Genomic DNA, 16,257 nt, shown 5'->3' on the forward strand with positions numbered 1-16,257 from the left:
CTGAGTGCCGTTGACATGCGCTCGATGCGCTTTACCCGATCGTCTATCTCGACTGCATCCACGTCAAGGTGCGCGACAGCGGCGCGGTGCGCACCAAGGCAGTGTACCTGGCCATCGGCGTGAACATGACCGGTCACAAGGAGGTTCTGGGACTGTGGATTGCCAGACCGAGGGTGCAAAGTTCTGGTTGCAAATGGTCACTGAGCTGAAGACGCGCGGCGTGCAGAAAGCAATCAAGACCCGCAGCTCGTTTCCGACCGATGAGGCCGTGACCAAGCTGTTCTACCTGGCGCTGAACAACATCAGCAAGAAGTGGACGATGCCTATCCGCGACTGGAAAGCGGCCCTGAACCGCTTCACAATCCAGTTCGAAGAGCGGCTGGTGCCGGGTTAAACCTCAACCCGTTTACACAAAATTCCGGACACCGCCTCGGTGGCGATGGTGAACCGTTTGTGGTTCGCCATCTCTGTTCCCCGATCCCACGTACGCGATTTATAGAGTTCCTGAGGCAGCTTTCCAGCGTGTTTGATGAGCGCATTGGCAACCGATTCACTGTCCTTGCTCGCGATCTTCACCAGCATTACATAGCGTGTCTGACGCTCTACAAGCGTTGCAATCTGGCTGCCGCCGCTGCCACACAGGAGGGTCTCCCTCCCAGTGCCCCGGCACCGCACGGTCTTCCACAGTGGCGGGGCGCTCACGGATTGATACCGCGTCACGGATTCTGCCGTGATCGTCCGTTTTCTGCGTGTGATGGCGCGAGCGGCGCATGGCCCGGGTGCGCCGTAAATGCTCCAGCAACTCCTTCTTCATTGCACCCCGTGGCTGAATGAAAAGACTGCGATAGATGGTCTCGTGTGGCACGTGGTAGTCCTCGCTGCCTGGCCAGGCGCGTTTGAGCCATCCAGCAGTCTGCTGGGGCGACCACTGCAACTGGAGCTTGTTGGCCACGATACGAGCCAGCATCCGGTGCTCGACCAGTTTGCAGACTTTCGGGCGCAGCGACCGATCCCATGCAAGCTAGTCGGCGTGGCTGGCCCGATAGCTGGCCTGCCCACTGTTGCGCTTGATCTCGCGACAGATCGTGGACGGTGACCGCGACAGCCGCCGGGCAATTGACTGAATCGAATCGCCCGCGACGAGACCTCGCGAAATCTCCTCACGCTCGGCAAGCGCGAGCGCCAGCCTGGGTCGCTGGCGAGGTGCAGGCTGGATTCCTCCAGTTTGCGCCAGAATTCCCTGTACTGACGAGTGATTGCGGTCAAATAGCCGGGCGATGTGCTGCAACGACTCGCCTTTACGCCGGCGTTCCCACGTCAATGCTTTCTGGCTTTCGCGGTAATAAGATCCGGCGCCTCTGTTTCATTTGCAACACCCCCGCCGCTCATGCGACGTTCATTGTGTTGCATCGACCGGTTGAATCCGCCGGGTAAAGCCGACGTTCGAATGCCCGAACGAAAGCATGGTCGACGGGGCAGTAGATGGCCCGGTGCCTGCCTTTGGCGACAGCGATCCTTCGCGGCTGACGTCGCCGAAGGCACATTGGTCGAAAAACCGTCGCGAACCGTTGCCGATAGTCGTCGCGGCTGCCGTGCAGAAAACGTCATCTCGCACTTACTGGAGCGTGATTTCGCCATCAAACTCCACTTTCAGCTTGAGCCCTGCAACTTCCAGCGTTACTTTTGCGGGAAACGATTCCGTACCTGCGATGGTGCCGTCAGCAAGGGCCTTGGCTACCGCGTGCTCGATCTCGCGCTGCGAATTGACGCCAACCATTTTTAAGAACTTGCGTATGCTGAGGTTGAAGACTTCTTCATTCATTGACAGCTCCCATTTTCCGATGAAGGAGAGATTCCCGACAGTGAAGTTAAGCCCAGCCGGCGGGCATCGACATGCTATCGAGAGCAACTGCCCCCGATGACGATGGCGACGATCTTGTCGCCGCCGAGGGTGGTGAGTTCGACTTCCGCATTCTCTGCTCCATCGGCGAGGGACGTGATCTTGCCGCCACGTTACGCGACTGCTACGCGGCCTGAGCTAGTTCAAAAGGTGAGCGCGACAGGGATTCGCCATCCACGAATGCAGTGGCACTGCGCGCGGCAAACGCGAAAGCGCATTTTTGACTCGCGAACTCTCCGAGATTCCCGAGTGAAGTAGCTTCACCGCCTTCCGCTAAGATTGATGCACACGCTACAAAGGCTTTGCCATGCTTCGTGACGCAGGGCTGAATTACTGCGCCGTGGTGATATAGAACCATGGCAACTCCTCTCATTGATGTTCGCGGAATCGGCGATGGCAGTTTAATGCCCATCTTGGTCAAGGGAAAAATGTTACCTTTCCTCGCAGGACGCATAAATAATACATAAAGGCCAATTGGTTTGGCGGGGAGTAATTTTTAGCCCGTTTGCCAAAGGGGTTCTGATGGCCAGCCGATTACCACGTGCCCCGCTAACCCTTCCCTACGTGTGGATGGTTCCGCGTCGCGGCATGCCGGAGCCCTTGGCCCGAAGTGAACGTCATACGCCACATCAGCTCTCATTTGGCACCGTCAAGAAGTCACGGGTTACGCATGCAACGCCTTGGCACGCAACACGTCATCATGATCCAGGGTCGACGCGCCCGGAACGTACCCTCGGGACTTGTTCGATCAAATCGTTCAACGCGATGATAGACAGTTACACCTGCAAGGAACTCAGCCGGTCGACACCACAGATGGGAGGTAACGAAGGGGGGCAATGAGTGAATCGTCGATGGGAACTTTGATCGGCTCATTGGTGCTAGTAATTGCGGCGATTTCCATGGTAAGCCACTATCGTCGCGAACATCGTCGCGCTCAGTCCCGACTTCAGCCGATCGCGTATCCATCCCAAAGTCGAAATTCATAAGCGTTCTTTGAAAACTGCGCGTCCAAAATAAAATGCCAGTCGCACCAACGACGGACTGGCTTTCTTCGCGCTCAAGTATCGGGCGTACTTCGCCCGCTCGATCCATATAACTGGGACTCCACTCCCGCGTCAGTCCCTCGCGCAGAGTAAGCGCAAAGTGGCCGTCTCTCCGGCACCCTTCACACCGCGACGCACCCGCGGGCGCGGACATGCATACCTCGGTGAAAACGACGCGGAGTTGTCCCGCGACTACCGACATCTCCAGTGCCCGCTTAACGCGCCTCCTCGTCAGGCCGTTCGTTGGTATCGCTTGGATACTTGCACTCTCCATAACGAATCAACAGCACACCTAGAGCTATCAGCAAGATGGCGCCGGCCGAGGCGACAAGATGCAGCTCCGTATTCGCGCCAGCGCGCAGGATCACGTCGCGCGCGATCGAGACCATCGCTATGTAGAGCGGAAAACGCACCGGCAATTGCCCCGCCTTCAGGTATTGCCCGACCATGGCGAACACTTCGAGGTATAGAAACATGAGCAGCAGATCGGTCAGTGTAACGTCGCCGGAGTCCGCCATGTTCCAGATTAGGTGCCCCATCGCCAGGGCGGTCCCGATGCCGATGACCAGCAAGCCGACCAGTTCGGCCATCTCTATCACTTGCTCGAGCCGCCTCTTGATGCTGTGGTGCAGAGCGCCTTCATACTTCATGCACATTGCTCCTCGTGGGGTTGGAATGGTATTGCAACGTAGCGGCTCGTCGGCACCAGTGCACCGAGTGCTTGCCACGCCTGCAGCGGACGCAGTGTGACCGCGCAGGGCGTGCCATTGAGAAAGAGGGATAGTGACCAGTGCCGATGGACGCAGCACAGATTGCGGGCTTCACGCGGATCAAACGGGCAGCGCCCATTTGCAGCTGTCTCCCGCTCTTTGGGAAACGACACCCGAGGCGCCGCTATGTAACGTAGCATATTGGCGTGGCGCACAGCTGCGTCACAGAGTCGCCACAGGTTTGGCATAGTATCGGGATTCGACCGTCACGCGATCAGCGCGGCTGGTGCGAAAGGCCTCATGCAGGTTCTGCCGACCGCCCATCCGCAGGTGGTCGCGCTGAACAAGGACTTGTCCGACCCCGCCGAGAACGTGCGCATCGGCTCTTCGATCCTTCGTGGTTATCTCGACGCGACGTAAGGCGATCTGAATCTGGCATTAATGCGCTACAGCGCGGCAGCAAGGGCTACGCGCGTCGCGTCGCGCTCAGTATGCGGCAGTTTGCGATCGGTCTGCGCAGGGGGTGAGTCCCTTTCCCGTGCTGCTCGACCTGCATTTACACGATTTCCAGGCGCGGCGCCGGATTGTCTCCCAAGGCGTCGAATGATCTGACGCATGCGAAACGCGGCTTCGTTGTTCGCAGACCGTGGGCCGTAGCCGGTGGGTTGTCGTGCCAACCGCTGCGCAGTGGCCCTTCGCTACCGCACCGCGATCGGGGTTATGTGCAATTACTGCAATCGCGTCTTCAACTCGTTCGCGAGCTGGCGAATCGCGGCTTTTGTCTCCGCATCTTCGGCGAGCGCGTTCAGCAAACCGAAGTCGTGGATGGTGCCGTCATAACGGATCGTCGCGGCTTCGTTACCCGCTGCGTCGAGCTTGCGGCCGTAGGCTTCACCCTCGTCGCTCAGCACGTCGAACTGCGCAACCTGAATCAGCGCAGGCGGCAGGCCCTTCAACTGATCCACCGAGGCACGCAACGGCGACGCGTAGATCTCGTTACGCTGGGCCTGATTCGTCGTGTAGGCATTCCAGAACCATTTCATCATGGGGCGCGTCAGGAAGTGGCCCTCCGCATAGGCGTTGTAGGATCCATCGTCGAAATTGTTATCCGTCACCGGCCACATCAAGCCCTGGAAGCGGATCGCCGGGCCTTGCTTGTTCTTCGCCATCAGGCTGACGACCGCGGCCATGTTTCCGCCGACGCTGTTGCCAACCACCGCAAGGCGGCTACCATCCACGCCGATTTCGCTGCCATGGGCAGCAACCCACTTCGTGGCGGCATAGGCCTGATTGATCGCGACCGGGTAATGCGCCTCCGGCGACGGCGTGTAATTCACAAACACCGCCACTGCGCCCGATTGCACGACGAGGTCGCGCACCAGACGCTCGTGCGTCTGGAAGTCACCGAGAATCCAGCCGCCGCCGTGGAAGAACATGAACACCGGCAGCGTGCCCCTCGCCCCTTGAGGGCGGACGATGGTCAACGGCACGGTGATACCGTCCTGTTCGATGGTCTTGGTGGATACGTCGATTCCGGACAGATCGACCTTCACGCCGTTTTGTGCGTTGACCAGCACCTCACGCGCCTTCGCCGGCGACAGTGTGTTGAGGGCTGGCCCCGTGCCGCTGTTCAGCGCCTGGAGGAACTGGCTCGTCACGTGGTCGGGCGTAGCGGGCGCCGCGGAGTTCGCCGCGACTGCAAAAGTAGTGCTGGCAGCAAGGGTGACCGCAGCCAGCAGGGGCTTGAATGATTTCATGGCGGGTGCTTTCTTCAGATCGGGTTGGAGGATGGTCGTGACGAATTGGATCAAACGAGGGTGAGCGTGACGTCGATGTTGCCGCGCGTAGCGTTGGAGTACGGGCAGACGATATGAGCCTTGTCGACCAGGGCCCGCGCCGCTTCGCTCTCCATGCCGGGCAGAGCGATCTTCAGTTCGACCTCGATGCCGAAGCCGTTCGGGAGGGCGCCGATGCCGACGCTGCCGTCAATCGAGACATCTGCCGGGATGGCGATCTTGTCGCGGGCAGCGACGAACTTCATCGCGCCGAGAAAGCACGCGCTGTAGCCGGCGGCGAACAACTGTTCGGGATTGGCGCCTTCGCCGCCTGCCCCGCCCAGTTCCCTGGGGGTGGTGAGCCTGAAGTCGAGCTTGCCTTCGGGGACGACGGCACGGCCGTCGCGACCGCCTGTGGCGTGGGCGTGAGCGCGATAGAGGACTTTTTCGAGTGACATGCTGATGTTCCAATACAAAAATATGGTTGAGGAAATAGTTGACTGTGGGCGTTACGCGCAGCCGCCATCGGTCAATGCGCGGGTGGCGATCACGCCGGGCAGCACAAAAGCGCCAATCAGTTTCGTGTTCACGGTTACTGATCTTTTCAAATGCATCTACTGATAGATAGATAAATAAGCGAGGGGAAATATGATGTCCCCGCTTTCTGTCTAACTTCGTCTATCTACGTAAAGATAGATAGACGGCCAATTAAAGAAGTGAATCACTACCTCACCTTACAGCTTTACTGCACTACCGCTTTACTGCACTTACTTTCAAGGTAGCCTCGATATCTTCGAGCCGGGCCTTCGTCTTAAACAACCGGCTTGCCAGTACACTGCCCTGATAAGCCGCGAAGAGGGCGCGCGCGGCATTTTCCGGTTTGCCGTTGACCGTCAGCGTACGCTCGTGCGCACCTTGCGCGAGCACTTTCGCCAGCCAGCTTTCGTTGGCCTTGAAAAAAGCCTGTATCGCATTCCGGATGTTGTCCGGCAGCGATTCGATGTCGGCCGCGAGCATGCCGCACAGACAAATCTGATTGCCGTCCCCCAGGGTCCTGCCAAACAACTTCGTGTACTTGCTGAGCTTCGCATCGGCCGGTAACGCAGCGTCGATTGCCTTGACGGTATTGAGTACTTCGCTGCTGTACTCATTGACCGCTTCAAGTACCAAATCGTCCTTCGACGGGAAGTAGTAGTGGATACTCGACGTCTTCACGCCGACCAGTTCCGACAGATCGCGGTAGCTAAAGCCGTTGTAACCGCGGAGCATAATCAGTGTGATTGCGTGGTCGAGGATCTGCTCGCGTACTGTCGATGTCGTGTCCATAGGCTTAACTTTATCTACTGATAGGTAGTTAGTCAAGGGGGATTTCCAAGTGTGTCGTTTTCAGAGCTCGATGGGTCGGAGAGGCCGCGTGCCCGCGCCGTGCGTTCTCGTGCACGGTGACATCGCGCGGCCGCGCGTATCGACCCGGGCCAATGCGCTAGCGCGGCAGCGTCTGCTCGTACATGTATCGGCGTGACCACGGCAGCGTCGTCGCGCTGCGCCCCGCCTTGCGGCAGACGATCTGGTAGATCGAGACGTCGTCGTGCTCAAACGCGTAGGCGCAACCCGCCAGATAGACACGCCAGATGCGAAACTTCACTTCATCGACGAGCTTTCTGGCCTGCTCGGCTTGCGCCTCGAAGTTCACGCTCCAGGTGTGGAGCGTGCGGGCATAGTGTCGCCTCAGGTTCTCGATGTCGACCGCCTCCAGTCCGCCGCTCTGCAGCGCGTGGAGCGCGACACTGATGTTCGGTAGTTCGCCGTCCGGGAACACGTAGCGGTCGATGAACTGGCTGCCGCCGAGGCCGGTCTCGCGACTGTCCGCGCCGGTGGACGTGATCCCATGGTTCATCGCGATGCCGTCGTCGGTGAGCAACGCGCGGATCCGAGAGAAATAGTCAGGCAGATGCCTGCAGCCGACGTGCTCGAACATGCCGACACTCGTGATGCGGTCGAACTGGCCTTCGACATCGCGATAGTCCTGCAGGCGGATCTCAATGCGGTCCTCGAGTCCCGCTGCTTTCACGCGCGCAGCGGCGAGATCGAACTGGCTCTGCGAAAGCGTGATACCTACACAGCGCGCGCCGAACTTCTGGGCCGCGCGCAGCACGAGCGCGCCCCAGCCGCAGCCGATGTCGAGCAGGCGCTGTCCGGGTTGCAACTGGATCTTGGTGAGGATGTGGTCGATCTTCTTGAGTTGGGCGGCGGCGAGGTCTTCGTCGCCGTTCTCGAAGTACGCGCACGAGTAGACCATGTTTTCGTCGAGCCACAGTTGGTAGAACTCGTTCGAGACATCGTAGTGGTACTGGATTGCCCGCTTGTCGGACCGTTTCGTGTGAGTCATGGCGCGCACAGCACGCACAGCAGAGAGGGCGTTAGTCACGGTACTACGGGCGAGCCCGTAGCCGATGTCGATGATGTCCGTGAGTTTGCCTTCGATATCGATCTTGCCGTTCACGTACGCCTCGCCGAGGTTGTCGAGACTCGGATCCAGGAGCAACGGCAATGCGGATGCGCTCCTGACGTTCAGCGTGACATGAGGTTCGGCGAACGTCCCAAAATCGAAGTGTTCACCATTCCACAACACAAGGCGCGCTGGAAGGTTTGACGTCGACCGTATTTCCTCCGCCCAGTGGGCCAGTTTTTTTTCAAAAAGCATCGAGATTCTCCTTTTTCCGTTGTAGCGATTTCAGCCTGACTGTCAATCGGGCACCGGGCGCGAAGAGGCGAGCCGCGGGTGCCGCATGCGATCCGGGCGCCTCCTGCTCACGCGGCGCGAGAAGTCTGGACACTCGGCGCCCCGATCCACTGCCCAACCGATCGGCGCAGAGCGCGGAAGCAGAAGCCGGCCCGTGTAGTTTAGGACGCGTGTTTTGGGGGCCGCTATACCGGTTGCGCAAAGCAGAGTTACGAGAACGGTGAGTTGCCGCGAGGTGGCGTCCGTGCGTCAGGGCGGCGCCAAGCGCGCAAAACAGTATTCTGGAAAAGGGACTTCCAGCGCGCAGGGGGCGCCCTTTACCGTACTTGTCTCGCAATCTGCCGGATGAAGGCGGTTGCGTGCGCGCGTTGCTACTGCGGTATCACATTTCAGCAACCCTGAACGTCACAAGGAGCGTATGAGTCTGTGCAAGTCCCTTCGTAAGAGATATGTCCTCCTCGCGTCGCTTTGCTCGATCGCGCTGCTTTCGAATCGCGTATCGGCCCAGACCGCACCGCCCGCGGTCAACGCGCGCGCCTGGGTCTTAATGGACTCGTCGAGCAATCAGATCCTCGCCTCGCAGAACGCCGAGGCGCGCATGGAGCCAGCGTCGCTCACGAAAATCATGACGGCGTATCTGGTCTTTCAGGCGCTGCAGGACAATAAAATCCGCATGGACGAAACGGTGTTGCCCAGCGATGCCGTTCGCTCGGTCGGCAAGGACGAATCGAGGATGTTCATCGAGGCGAACAAGCCGGTGTCCGTGCACGACCTGCTCTACGGGTTGATTGTAGAGTCCGGCAACGATGCCGCGATTGCACTGGGGGAAGTCGTGGGCGGCACGCAATCGCATTTCGTCGACATGATGAATGCCGAGGCCCAGGCGATAGGGATGAGCCACACGCACTTTGCGGACGTCAACGGCATGCCTGAACCGAATCACTACACGACGGCAGGCGATCTGGCGATTCTCGCGATGCGTCTGATTCACGATTTCCCACAGGACTATCCAATCTTTTCGGTCAGGACGTTCAGCTACGACAACATCCGGCAGCTAAACCGTAATCGCCTGCTCTGGCTCGATCCGACTGTTGACGGCCTCAAGACCGGACATACCGACGCCGCCGGGTATTGCCTGATCGCCAGCGCTCTGCGGCCCGTACGCGGCGCCCCCGGCATAACGCGGCGTGTTATCAGTGTCGTGATGGGCGACCCGACGGGATCCGACCGTGTGCGCGACAGCCTGAGAATGCTCGACTTCGCCTACGATGCGTTCGAGGAAGTCGCGTTCTACAAGGCCGGTCAGGCGGTCGAGACGTCCCGCCTCTACGAGGGCACGGCATTGAGCGTCAGGGTGGGCGTGGCGAATGACCTGATGCTGACCGTGCCCGCCGGACAGGATCGCGGCGTCAAGCCGAAGGTCTCAATCATGTCACCGCTCGTCGCGCCGCTCGCCGTAGACCAGAAGGTGGGGAAGGTCGAGCTCGTCTCAACAGACGGCCGGGTTCTCGCACAGGCGCCTCTTGTCGCGCTCGACGCAGTACCGCAGGCCGGACTCCTTGCGCGAGCGTGGGACTTTATGCTGCTGCACCTCGATCGGCCCGGCTGACGGGATCGGGGGCCCGGCTCGAGGCGTCCTCCGCCAGCATGCCGGGCGACGGCGTCCGTGCGCGGATGCGCGCCGGGGTGCGCCCTGCGTTGGCCGTCCTGGTCAGCCGCCGGTGACAGGTGGGAAAAACGCGACTTCGCTGTCCTGGCGCATGACGAACGTGCCAGCCACCAACTCGTGGTTGACCGCTGTGCGCACCGGGAGGCCCTCGCTCAGGGCGTCGGCCATCCGCGCGTTGCGCGAGGCGAGTCTCGCCCGTAGGGCGTCCACCGTCAGATGCGGCGCGTCGATATCGACGGTTTCGTGCTCGATGCCAATTTGTTCGCGAATGCTCGCGAAATACTTGATGATGAGTTTCATCGTTGCATTCCTGTTGCGTAGGCGGTGGGGCAAGGCGAAGTCAGCCCCTTCGCATCATGGCCTGCTCGTCGCGCGTTCTGGTTTCGACCCACTCGGCAGAGCCGTCGCGGCGGACCTCTTTCCTCCAGAGCGGCGTATGCCTTCCGAAAGTCCATCGCGAACTGGCACACCTTGAACGCGGCCGCACGATGCGGCACGGCCACGATCGCGACGGCATGGCGGAGCGCGACGCGGCTGATCCGGTGGACGACCTTCACCGCACCGCACCTCGACGTGGCTGAGACCTGCATCGCGAAGGGCGCGGGAGCGTGTCGAGAACGGGCGTCATGGCCAATCTACGCTGGTGTACGGCCGCGTCGGCGATGTGGGGCGGCGATTGCGTTCACGATCTCTTCGAGAGTCCGTAGCTGGTGACAAGGGTAGGGCATCGTGCTTCACTGCACTGGCCTCCAAAGCCGGACGATGCCTGCGAATGAGCGCGCGAGGCGGCCGGCTTGCCGGGCTTCATGCGCACGCCGCGCAGAACGAAGGGAGCTCCGAGCGACGTCAACGCGCCGCCCGTCGTCACGATCAGGTCGGACTGCGCAAGCAATGCGCGCAGGGTCGCGTGGATCGCACGTCCGTCGTCGCCCGCAATCAGGATGCCCCCGCGCAACGTCGCGAAGACATCGAGCATGTCGATGCCCCTGTTCGGCCGCGACGCCGATATGCGCCGGCTCGATGCGTAATCCGGCCGATAGCAGCGGTTGTCCCGCGCGCACTTCTTCGCCGCGCCGGCGAATGGGCGCGCCAGCTAGCACCGGCGCGTCTCATGTTGCGGTTTCATCGGCCTCGCGGGCATGCTCCTGCATCGCAACTTGTCGGCCGCGAGCGGCACCAGGTGACCCGTGAAGACGCGTGTGGCAGCGCTGGACGTCGTCGAAGCTGTGAGTGTCAGGCATCGCTTGAGTGGTCGATGGAGGGAGCGCGAGTCTCCTCGCGGCCGTGGTCCGAGGTGCGCTGGTGGCTTCGTCGAGCGCTTCTGCGGGCACTGGCGCGCCGAAGGGTCGCTTGCCGGTGACGCTTCGCACGCGGCGACACTAAGAAAAATGCCGTGCGCACGGTGTCCCGCGCGCAAGGCGTTGTTGACGTAGCGCGGTGGCCGCCTAGTGCTTGACCGGCACCAACTTGCCGCGGAACAGATGGTATTGGTAAAGATTGTAGCCGACCATGATCGGGAAGACGGTGCCGATGCCGAAGAGCATGAAAGTGAGCGTCGCGCTATCCGAGGCGGCGGCGGCAACGGTCAGCTGGCCCGGCACGATGTACGGGAACAGGCTGATGGCGAGCCCCGCGAACGAGATCACGAAGAGCAGCGTCGCCCCCACGAACGGGCCGTGTTCGCCACGCATGTGGATCGCGTAAAGCACATACAGGAACGCCAGCGCAGCGAGCACCGCAAGCGCGATCAGTAGATGGAAGACGCCCTGTTCCTGCCAGCGCGTCACGCCGACCGGGCTCAGCTTCAGCGTCGCGAACGAAACCACGAGGGCGGCGGCCACGGTCGTGAAGACGGAAACGATGGCGTAGCGGCGCGCCGAGCTCTCGAGTCCGCCCGTGGTCTTCTTCACGAGCCAGGTCGCGCCGAGCAGGCAATAGCCGGATACGACGCCGATCGCCGTGACCGCCACGAAGCCGAGGCTCGAGGCGCCCGGCACGAAGCCGGTAAGAATCCTGGCGAGCACGATGCCCTGCGAGACCGCGGCGAGCAGGCTGCCGATGCCGAAAACGCGGTCCCACACGATCTTGCTCGAGTGGGCCGAGTGACGGAACTCGATGGCCGCGCCACGCATGATGAAGCTCGCGATCAGCACCATCACGGGGACGTAGAGATCAGAGAGGATCATCGCATAGGCTGCTGGAAAGGCGCCAAAGAGGGCGCCGCCGAGCACGACGAGCCAGGTTTCGTTGGCGTCCCAGACGTGGCCGATGGACTGGACCATGAGGTCGCGGTCGCTCTCGCGGCGCTGCAGCAGCGTGAGCACGCCCACGCCGAGGTCAAAGCCGTCCGTGACGACGTAGAGCACGAGCATCAGGCCGATGAGCCCGAACCATGCGTGATTCAACAGGTCCTGGGTTGATGCGGGGGTCATGATGATTTCCTGTAAGGTCAAAGCGAACTGGGGAGACGGCGCAGATCAATACTCAACGGCGTGCGCGACGGCCTGGCGTGCGGGCTCGGCCGGCGGCATCAGGTCGAGATTGGGACCTTGACGCAGCCAGCGCCGGGCGAACACGAAGAACGACACGATCAGGATAACGAACAACGCGCAGAACATGATCATGCTGCCCAAAACGGTGCCGGCCGGAATGGCAGAGGCGGCGTGCTCGGTGCGCAGCAGACCGTAGACGAGCCACGGCTGGCGGCCCACCTCGCGCACGATCCACCCGCTTTCGACGGCAATGTACGGCAGTGGGATCGCCAGCACCCAGGCGAGCAGCAGCTTGCGCTGTGCAAGCAGCTTGTCGAGGTGGCGGCCCGACTTGCGCAATGCGTAGAGGGTCCAGAATGCGAGCACCATCAACAGGAAACCGATCCCGGCCATGACGCGAAACGCGTAGTAAAGCAGCGGGATCATCGGCGGCTGATTCTGGACGGGAATGTCTTTCAGGCCCGTGACCTGACCGTGCAGGCTGTGCGTGCCGAGAACGCTCAGCAGGCCGGGCACTTCAAGCGACCAGTCGTTGCGTTGTTTGGCGGCATCCGGCCATGCAAGGAGCGACCAGCTCGCACCGGTACCGGGTGCGTTCGTTTCCCAGTGGCCCTCGATCGCGGCGCCCTTGGCTGGCTGCGTTTTGAAGACGTCGACGCCGCTCGAATCGCCGAGCCAGATCTGCACGGGCGCGACGAATACCAGCAGCAGGAGCGCGAGCTTGAACGAGCGGACAAAGAACGCCGGATCGCGACGCTTGAACAGGTAGTACGCCGAGATGCCGGCGATCACGACAAGGCCCGTTTCGAGTGCGGCGAACCACATGTGCGACGTGCCCCAAGGCATGTCCGGGCTGAAGATCGCCTTGAGGTAGTCGGTGACGACGAGCTTGCCGTCCACCACCGTCACGCCGCTCGGCGTTTGCAGCCACGAGTTCGCGACCATGATCCAGAAAGCGGAGAGGGACGAGCCGAACGCGACCATCGCGGTGGCGAACAGGTGCACGCCTTTGGGCACGCGACCCCATCCGAGCATCATGATGCCGACGAAGCTCGCCTCCAGCATGAACGCCATGGCCCCCTCGAAGCCGAGGATATTGCCGAAGAACTGGCCGGTGTATTGGGAAAACGGTCCCCAGTTCGTGCCGAACTCCAATTCCAGGGGAATGCCGCTCACGACGCCGACGGCGAAGTTCAGCAGCAGCAGCTTGCTCCAGAACCGCGCGTGGCGGAACCAGACGACGTCGCTCGTCTTGACCCAAAGGATTTCGACGACGAGCAGAAAGGCGGACAGGCTGATCGTGAGGATCGGCCAGAGTATGTGGAAGATCGCGGTCAAGGCGAACTGACCGCGGGCCAGATTCAGGGCTTCGATAGACATGGTGATCACCAGGTGATTAGAGAACAGGAAAGCGCGCGACTCGACCCGACAGTGGGGAATCAGAACGCAGGCAGCACGGGCGGCTCGGACGAACGGTGCAGCAACACCGGAACCGACTTCGAGGTCGGGGTGTTGCAGACGTCGCCCACGCTCGACAGCGGGACGAGCGGATTCGTCTCCGGGTAGTACGCCCCGATGCAGCCGCGCGGAATGTCGTATTCGACGAGGCGGAAGTGGTCCGCACGGCGTTCGATGCCGTCGTCCCAGACCGTGGTCATGTCGACCCAGTCGCCGTTCTCGAAACCGAGCGTGGCTATGTCGGTCGGGTTGATGAAAACAACGCGTCGCTGGCCGAAGACGCCGCGATAGCGATCGTCGAGCGCGTAGACCGTCGTGTTGTACTGGTCGTGAGAGCGCGTGGTCATCAGCGTCATCAGGCGTTCGCCGTGAATCGCCTTCGCACGGGCGATCGGCGTGTCCTGCTGCACGGCGTGCACGACGAAGTTCGCCTTGCCGGTCGAGGTCTTCCAGTCGCGCTCGCGCGCGGCGACGCGCAGATGGAAGCCGCCCGGGTGCTGGATGCGTTCGTTGTACCGGTCGAAGCCCTCGATGGCCTGCTCGATGGCGTCGCGGATCTTCGCGTAGTCGCGGGCATACGCGAGCCAGTCCACCTTCTCGTCGCCGAGCGTGGCGTGCGCGATGTTCGCGACGATTGCCGTCTCGGACATCAGGTTCGGCGAGGCGGGCTTGTTCATGCCATACGATATGTGCACCATGCTCATCGAGTCTTCGACCGTGACCCCCTGAGCGATGCCGTTTTGCACGTCAATCTCGGTGCGGCCGAGCGTCGGCAGGATCAGCGCATTGGCACCGTGCACAAGATGGCTGCGGTTGAGCTTGGTCGTGATGTGGACCGTGAGGTCGCAGGAACGCAGGCCGTCGAAGGTGCGACGGGTGTCCGGGGTCGCCATGGCGAAGTTGCCGCCCAGCCCCATGAACACCTTCACTTTGCCTTCGATCATGTGCTCGACCGTCTCGACGACGTCGAGACCATGCTCGCGCGGTGGATCGAAGTCGAACACCTTGCCCAGCCGGTCAAGGAAGGCCTGCGTGGGCTTGTCCTCGATGCCCACGGTCCGGTTGCCCTGCACGTTCGAGTGGCCGCGCACGGGACACAGGCCGGCGCCCTCGCGGCCGATATTGCCGCGCATCATCAGCAGGTTTGACAGCATGTGCACGGTCTGCACCGAATGCTTGTGCTGCGTAATGCCCATGCCCCAGGTGGCGATCACGCGCTTGCCGTTGGCATAGATGCGCGCGAGACCTTCGACGTCTTCGCGGGCGACGCCGGACTGCGCTTCGAGAAGCGGCCAGCTCTCGCTGCGCAGGTCGTCGGCGAACGCGCTGAAGCCGAGAGTGTGCTGGTTGATGAAGTCGAGATCGAGCACGCGTTCCGTGCGGTTTTCAATCGCCTTGTCGTCGAGCTCGATGAGATGCTTGGCCACGCCCTTGATGAGCGCGAAGTCTCCGCCCAGTTTTGGCTGGATGAATGTCGAGGCGATCTTCGTACTGCTGAAGGTCAGCATTTCGACCGGGTGCTGCGGGCTCGCGAAGCGTTCGAGACCGCGTTCGCGCAACGGATTCACCGATACGATTGTGGCGCCGCGGCGCGACGCTTCACGCAGTTCGCCCAGCATGCGCGGATGGTTCGTGGCCGGGTTTTGCCCGAAGACGATAATGGTGTCCGCCAGTTCGAAGTCGTCGAGCGTGACCGTGCCCTTGCCTACGCCCACCGTCGTCGGCAGGCCGCGGCTGGTTGCTTCGTGGCACATATTCGAGCAGTCGGGGAAGTTGTTCGTGCCGTACATGCGCACGAACAGCTGGTAGAGGAACGCGGCCTCGTTGCTCGCGCGTCCCGACGTGTAGAACGCGGCATCGTCCGGCGAATCCAGCTGGTTGAGATGCCTTGCAATGAGCGCGAAGGCGTCGTCCCAGGCTATGGGCCGGTAGCGGTCCGTGCGGGCGTCGTACACCATCGGGTCGGTGAGCCGGCCATGCTGCTCGAGTTCGTAATCGGTCTGCTTCATGAGCGATTCGACCGTGTTCGCCTCGAAAGTCGCCGGTGTGACGCGCTTGGTCGTGGCTTCGGCCGCGACGGCCTTCACGCCGTTCTCGCAGAATTCGAATGTCGACGCGTGCTGGCGATCGGGCCATGCGCAGCCGGGGCAATCGAAGCCGTCCGGCTGGTTCTGCTTGAACAGGGTACGATAGTTGCTGCCGGCAACGCGCTCCTTGATCAGATTGATGGCGACGTACTTCAGTGCGCCCCAGCCGGCGGCGGGGTGGTGATACGCCTCGATTTTGCCTTTTTGCTTTGCCTTGTCCATGCCCTTGGCTCCGTTGACTTCGCGCGGGCCCCGGTCTTTTTTCGACAGAGCCGCATACTGCGATTGATTGGCGTAAGCGTAAAAGCAAAGGCCGCGTTCACGAGTGCACAGAATCCCCCGACTTGCTCGAGTACAGTTCGTCGAGTGGCAGCACAGTC

At 61.5% G+C, this 16,257-nt stretch carries 15 protein-coding genes and 2 pseudogenes; 4 read left to right on the plus strand and 13 right to left on the minus strand.

Annotation, left to right across the window (positions count from 1 at the left end):
• Positions 1-20: 20 nt before the first annotated feature.
• Positions 21-394, plus strand: a pseudogene (locus B0G69_RS37225) (transposase); the annotation flags it as partial.
• 35 nt (positions 395-429) lie between these two features.
• Here B0G69_RS37225 and B0G69_RS37230 read toward each other — a convergent pair.
• The 3 genes and pseudogenes from B0G69_RS37230 to B0G69_RS37245 form a co-directional block, all read right to left on the minus strand.
• Positions 430-1,321, minus strand: a pseudogene (locus B0G69_RS37230) (IS30 family transposase); the annotation flags it as partial.
• 294 nt (positions 1,322-1,615) lie between these two features.
• A complete protein-coding gene (locus B0G69_RS37235; RefSeq protein ID WP_116120373.1) occupies positions 1,616-1,822 on the minus strand; it encodes a DUF6494 family protein in 207 nt (68 codons plus the stop codon).
• A gap of 1,336 nt (positions 1,823-3,158) precedes the next feature.
• Positions 3,159-3,593: a phosphate-starvation-inducible PsiE family protein gene (locus B0G69_RS37245; protein WP_121325146.1), complete on the minus strand. Its 435-nt coding sequence runs from the start codon at positions 3,591-3,593 to the stop codon at positions 3,159-3,161.
• Positions 3,594-3,953: 360 nt separating this feature from the next.
• Here B0G69_RS37245 and B0G69_RS42495 point away from each other — a divergent pair, with 360 nt between their 5' ends.
• Entirely contained in the window at positions 3,954-4,073 is a 120-nt protein-coding gene (locus tag B0G69_RS42495) for a hypothetical protein (RefSeq protein WP_241991674.1), read from the plus strand.
• Positions 4,074-4,381: 308 nt separating this feature from the next.
• On the opposite strand, the gene B0G69_RS37255 is transcribed toward B0G69_RS42495, so the two are convergent.
• Positions 4,382-5,410: an alpha/beta hydrolase gene (locus B0G69_RS37255; RefSeq protein WP_121325147.1), complete on the minus strand. Its 1,029-nt coding sequence runs from the start codon at positions 5,408-5,410 to the stop codon at positions 4,382-4,384.
• A 50-nt stretch (positions 5,411-5,460) separates the two neighbouring features.
• The gene (locus B0G69_RS37260) at positions 5,461-5,886 is read right to left on the minus strand and encodes an organic hydroperoxide resistance protein (protein ID WP_121325013.1); all 426 of its coding nucleotides are present in this window, start codon (positions 5,884-5,886) and stop codon (positions 5,461-5,463) included.
• Here B0G69_RS37260 and B0G69_RS41235 point away from each other — a divergent pair.
• Positions 5,885-6,049, plus strand: a complete 165-nt coding sequence (locus B0G69_RS41235) for a hypothetical protein (RefSeq protein WP_158609046.1) — start codon at positions 5,885-5,887, stop codon at positions 6,047-6,049. The genes B0G69_RS37260 and B0G69_RS41235 overlap by 2 nt on opposite strands.
• Positions 6,050-6,178: 129 nt before the next feature.
• On the opposite strand, the gene B0G69_RS37265 is transcribed toward B0G69_RS41235, so the two are convergent.
• Complete coding sequence (locus B0G69_RS37265) at positions 6,179-6,754, minus strand: TetR/AcrR family transcriptional regulator (protein WP_121325014.1); 576 nt, start codon at positions 6,752-6,754, stop codon at positions 6,179-6,181.
• A 157-nt stretch (positions 6,755-6,911) separates the two neighbouring features.
• Entirely contained in the window at positions 6,912-8,132 is a 1,221-nt protein-coding gene (locus tag B0G69_RS37270) for a cyclopropane-fatty-acyl-phospholipid synthase family protein (RefSeq protein ID WP_121325015.1), read from the minus strand.
• A 457-nt stretch (positions 8,133-8,589) separates the two neighbouring features.
• On the opposite strand from B0G69_RS37270, the gene B0G69_RS37275 reads away from it, so the two are divergent.
• The gene (locus tag B0G69_RS37275) at positions 8,590-9,780 is read left to right on the plus strand and encodes a D-alanyl-D-alanine carboxypeptidase family protein (protein WP_121325016.1); all 1,191 of its coding nucleotides are present in this window, start codon (positions 8,590-8,592) and stop codon (positions 9,778-9,780) included.
• A 102-nt stretch (positions 9,781-9,882) separates the two neighbouring features.
• Here B0G69_RS37275 and moaD read toward each other — a convergent pair whose 3' ends face one another.
• The 6 genes from moaD to B0G69_RS37305 form a co-directional block, all read right to left on the minus strand.
• Positions 9,883-10,140 carry a molybdopterin converting factor subunit 1 gene (moaD, locus tag B0G69_RS37280; RefSeq protein WP_121325017.1) on the minus strand — a complete coding sequence of 86 codons (258 nt, stop codon included), beginning with the start codon at positions 10,138-10,140 and terminating at the stop codon, positions 9,883-9,885.
• A complete protein-coding gene (locus B0G69_RS37285; RefSeq protein ID WP_241991675.1) occupies positions 10,137-10,430 on the minus strand; it encodes a molybdenum cofactor biosynthesis protein MoaE in 294 nt (97 codons plus the stop codon). Before B0G69_RS37285 ends, moaD begins: the two co-directional genes overlap by 4 nt.
• Positions 10,431-10,522: 92 nt before the next feature.
• On the minus strand, positions 10,523-10,816 hold the full coding sequence (locus B0G69_RS37290) for a hypothetical protein (protein WP_241991676.1): 294 nt from the start codon (positions 10,814-10,816) through the stop codon (positions 10,523-10,525).
• Between the two features lie 469 nt (positions 10,817-11,285).
• Complete coding sequence (locus B0G69_RS37295; RefSeq protein ID WP_121325019.1) at positions 11,286-12,272, minus strand: cytochrome d ubiquinol oxidase subunit II; 987 nt, start codon at positions 12,270-12,272, stop codon at positions 11,286-11,288.
• Positions 12,273-12,317: 45 nt separating this feature from the next.
• Positions 12,318-13,712, minus strand: coding sequence for a cytochrome ubiquinol oxidase subunit I (locus B0G69_RS37300; RefSeq protein WP_121325148.1), 1,395 nt, complete (start codon positions 13,710-13,712; stop codon positions 12,318-12,320).
• A 59-nt stretch (positions 13,713-13,771) separates the two neighbouring features.
• Entirely contained in the window at positions 13,772-16,099 is a 2,328-nt protein-coding gene (locus B0G69_RS37305; protein WP_121325020.1) for an FdhF/YdeP family oxidoreductase, read from the minus strand.
• Between the last annotated feature and the right edge of the window lie 158 nt (positions 16,100-16,257).

This window comes from Paraburkholderia sp. RAU2J (assembly GCF_003634845.1).
Lineage (GTDB): Bacteria > Pseudomonadota > Gammaproteobacteria > Burkholderiales > Burkholderiaceae > Paraburkholderia > Paraburkholderia fynbosensis.

What these genes read in the sequence shown, in the direction of transcription:
- B0G69_RS37285 (WP_241991675.1), bottom strand. Translation starts at nt 10,430, where the DNA reads ATGCAGGTCTCAGCCACGTCGAGGTGCGGTGCGGTGAAGGTCGTCCAC.
- B0G69_RS37300 (WP_121325148.1), bottom strand. Translation starts at nt 13,712, where the DNA reads ATGTCTATCGAAGCCCTGAATCTGGCCCGCGGTCAGTTCGCCTTGACC.
- B0G69_RS37265 (WP_121325014.1), bottom strand. Translation starts at nt 6,754, where the DNA reads ATGGACACGACATCGACAGTACGCGAGCAGATCCTCGACCACGCAATC.
- B0G69_RS37275 (WP_121325016.1), top strand. Translation starts at nt 8,590, where the DNA reads ATGAGTCTGTGCAAGTCCCTTCGTAAGAGATATGTCCTCCTCGCGTCG.
- moaD (WP_121325017.1), bottom strand. Translation starts at nt 10,140, where the DNA reads ATGAAACTCATCATCAAGTATTTCGCGAGCATTCGCGAACAAATTGGC.
- B0G69_RS37295 (WP_121325019.1), bottom strand. Translation starts at nt 12,272, where the DNA reads ATGACCCCCGCATCAACCCAGGACCTGTTGAATCACGCATGGTTCGGG.
- B0G69_RS42495 (WP_241991674.1), top strand. Translation starts at nt 3,954, where the DNA reads ATGCAGGTTCTGCCGACCGCCCATCCGCAGGTGGTCGCGCTGAACAAG.
- B0G69_RS37255 (WP_121325147.1), bottom strand. Translation starts at nt 5,410, where the DNA reads ATGAAATCATTCAAGCCCCTGCTGGCTGCGGTCACCCTTGCTGCCAGC.
- B0G69_RS37235 (WP_116120373.1), bottom strand. Translation starts at nt 1,822, where the DNA reads ATGAATGAAGAAGTCTTCAACCTCAGCATACGCAAGTTCTTAAAAATG.
- B0G69_RS37270 (WP_121325015.1), bottom strand. Translation starts at nt 8,132, where the DNA reads ATGCTTTTTGAAAAAAAACTGGCCCACTGGGCGGAGGAAATACGGTCG.
- B0G69_RS37245 (WP_121325146.1), bottom strand. Translation starts at nt 3,593, where the DNA reads ATGAAGTATGAAGGCGCTCTGCACCACAGCATCAAGAGGCGGCTCGAG.
- B0G69_RS37260 (WP_121325013.1), bottom strand. Translation starts at nt 5,886, where the DNA reads ATGTCACTCGAAAAAGTCCTCTATCGCGCTCACGCCCACGCCACAGGC.
- B0G69_RS37305 (WP_121325020.1), bottom strand. Translation starts at nt 16,099, where the DNA reads ATGGACAAGGCAAAGCAAAAAGGCAAAATCGAGGCGTATCACCACCCC.
- B0G69_RS41235 (WP_158609046.1), top strand. Translation starts at nt 5,885, where the DNA reads ATGCTGATGTTCCAATACAAAAATATGGTTGAGGAAATAGTTGACTGT.
- B0G69_RS37290 (WP_241991676.1), bottom strand. Translation starts at nt 10,816, where the DNA reads ATGCTCGATGTCTTCGCGACGTTGCGCGGGGGCATCCTGATTGCGGGC.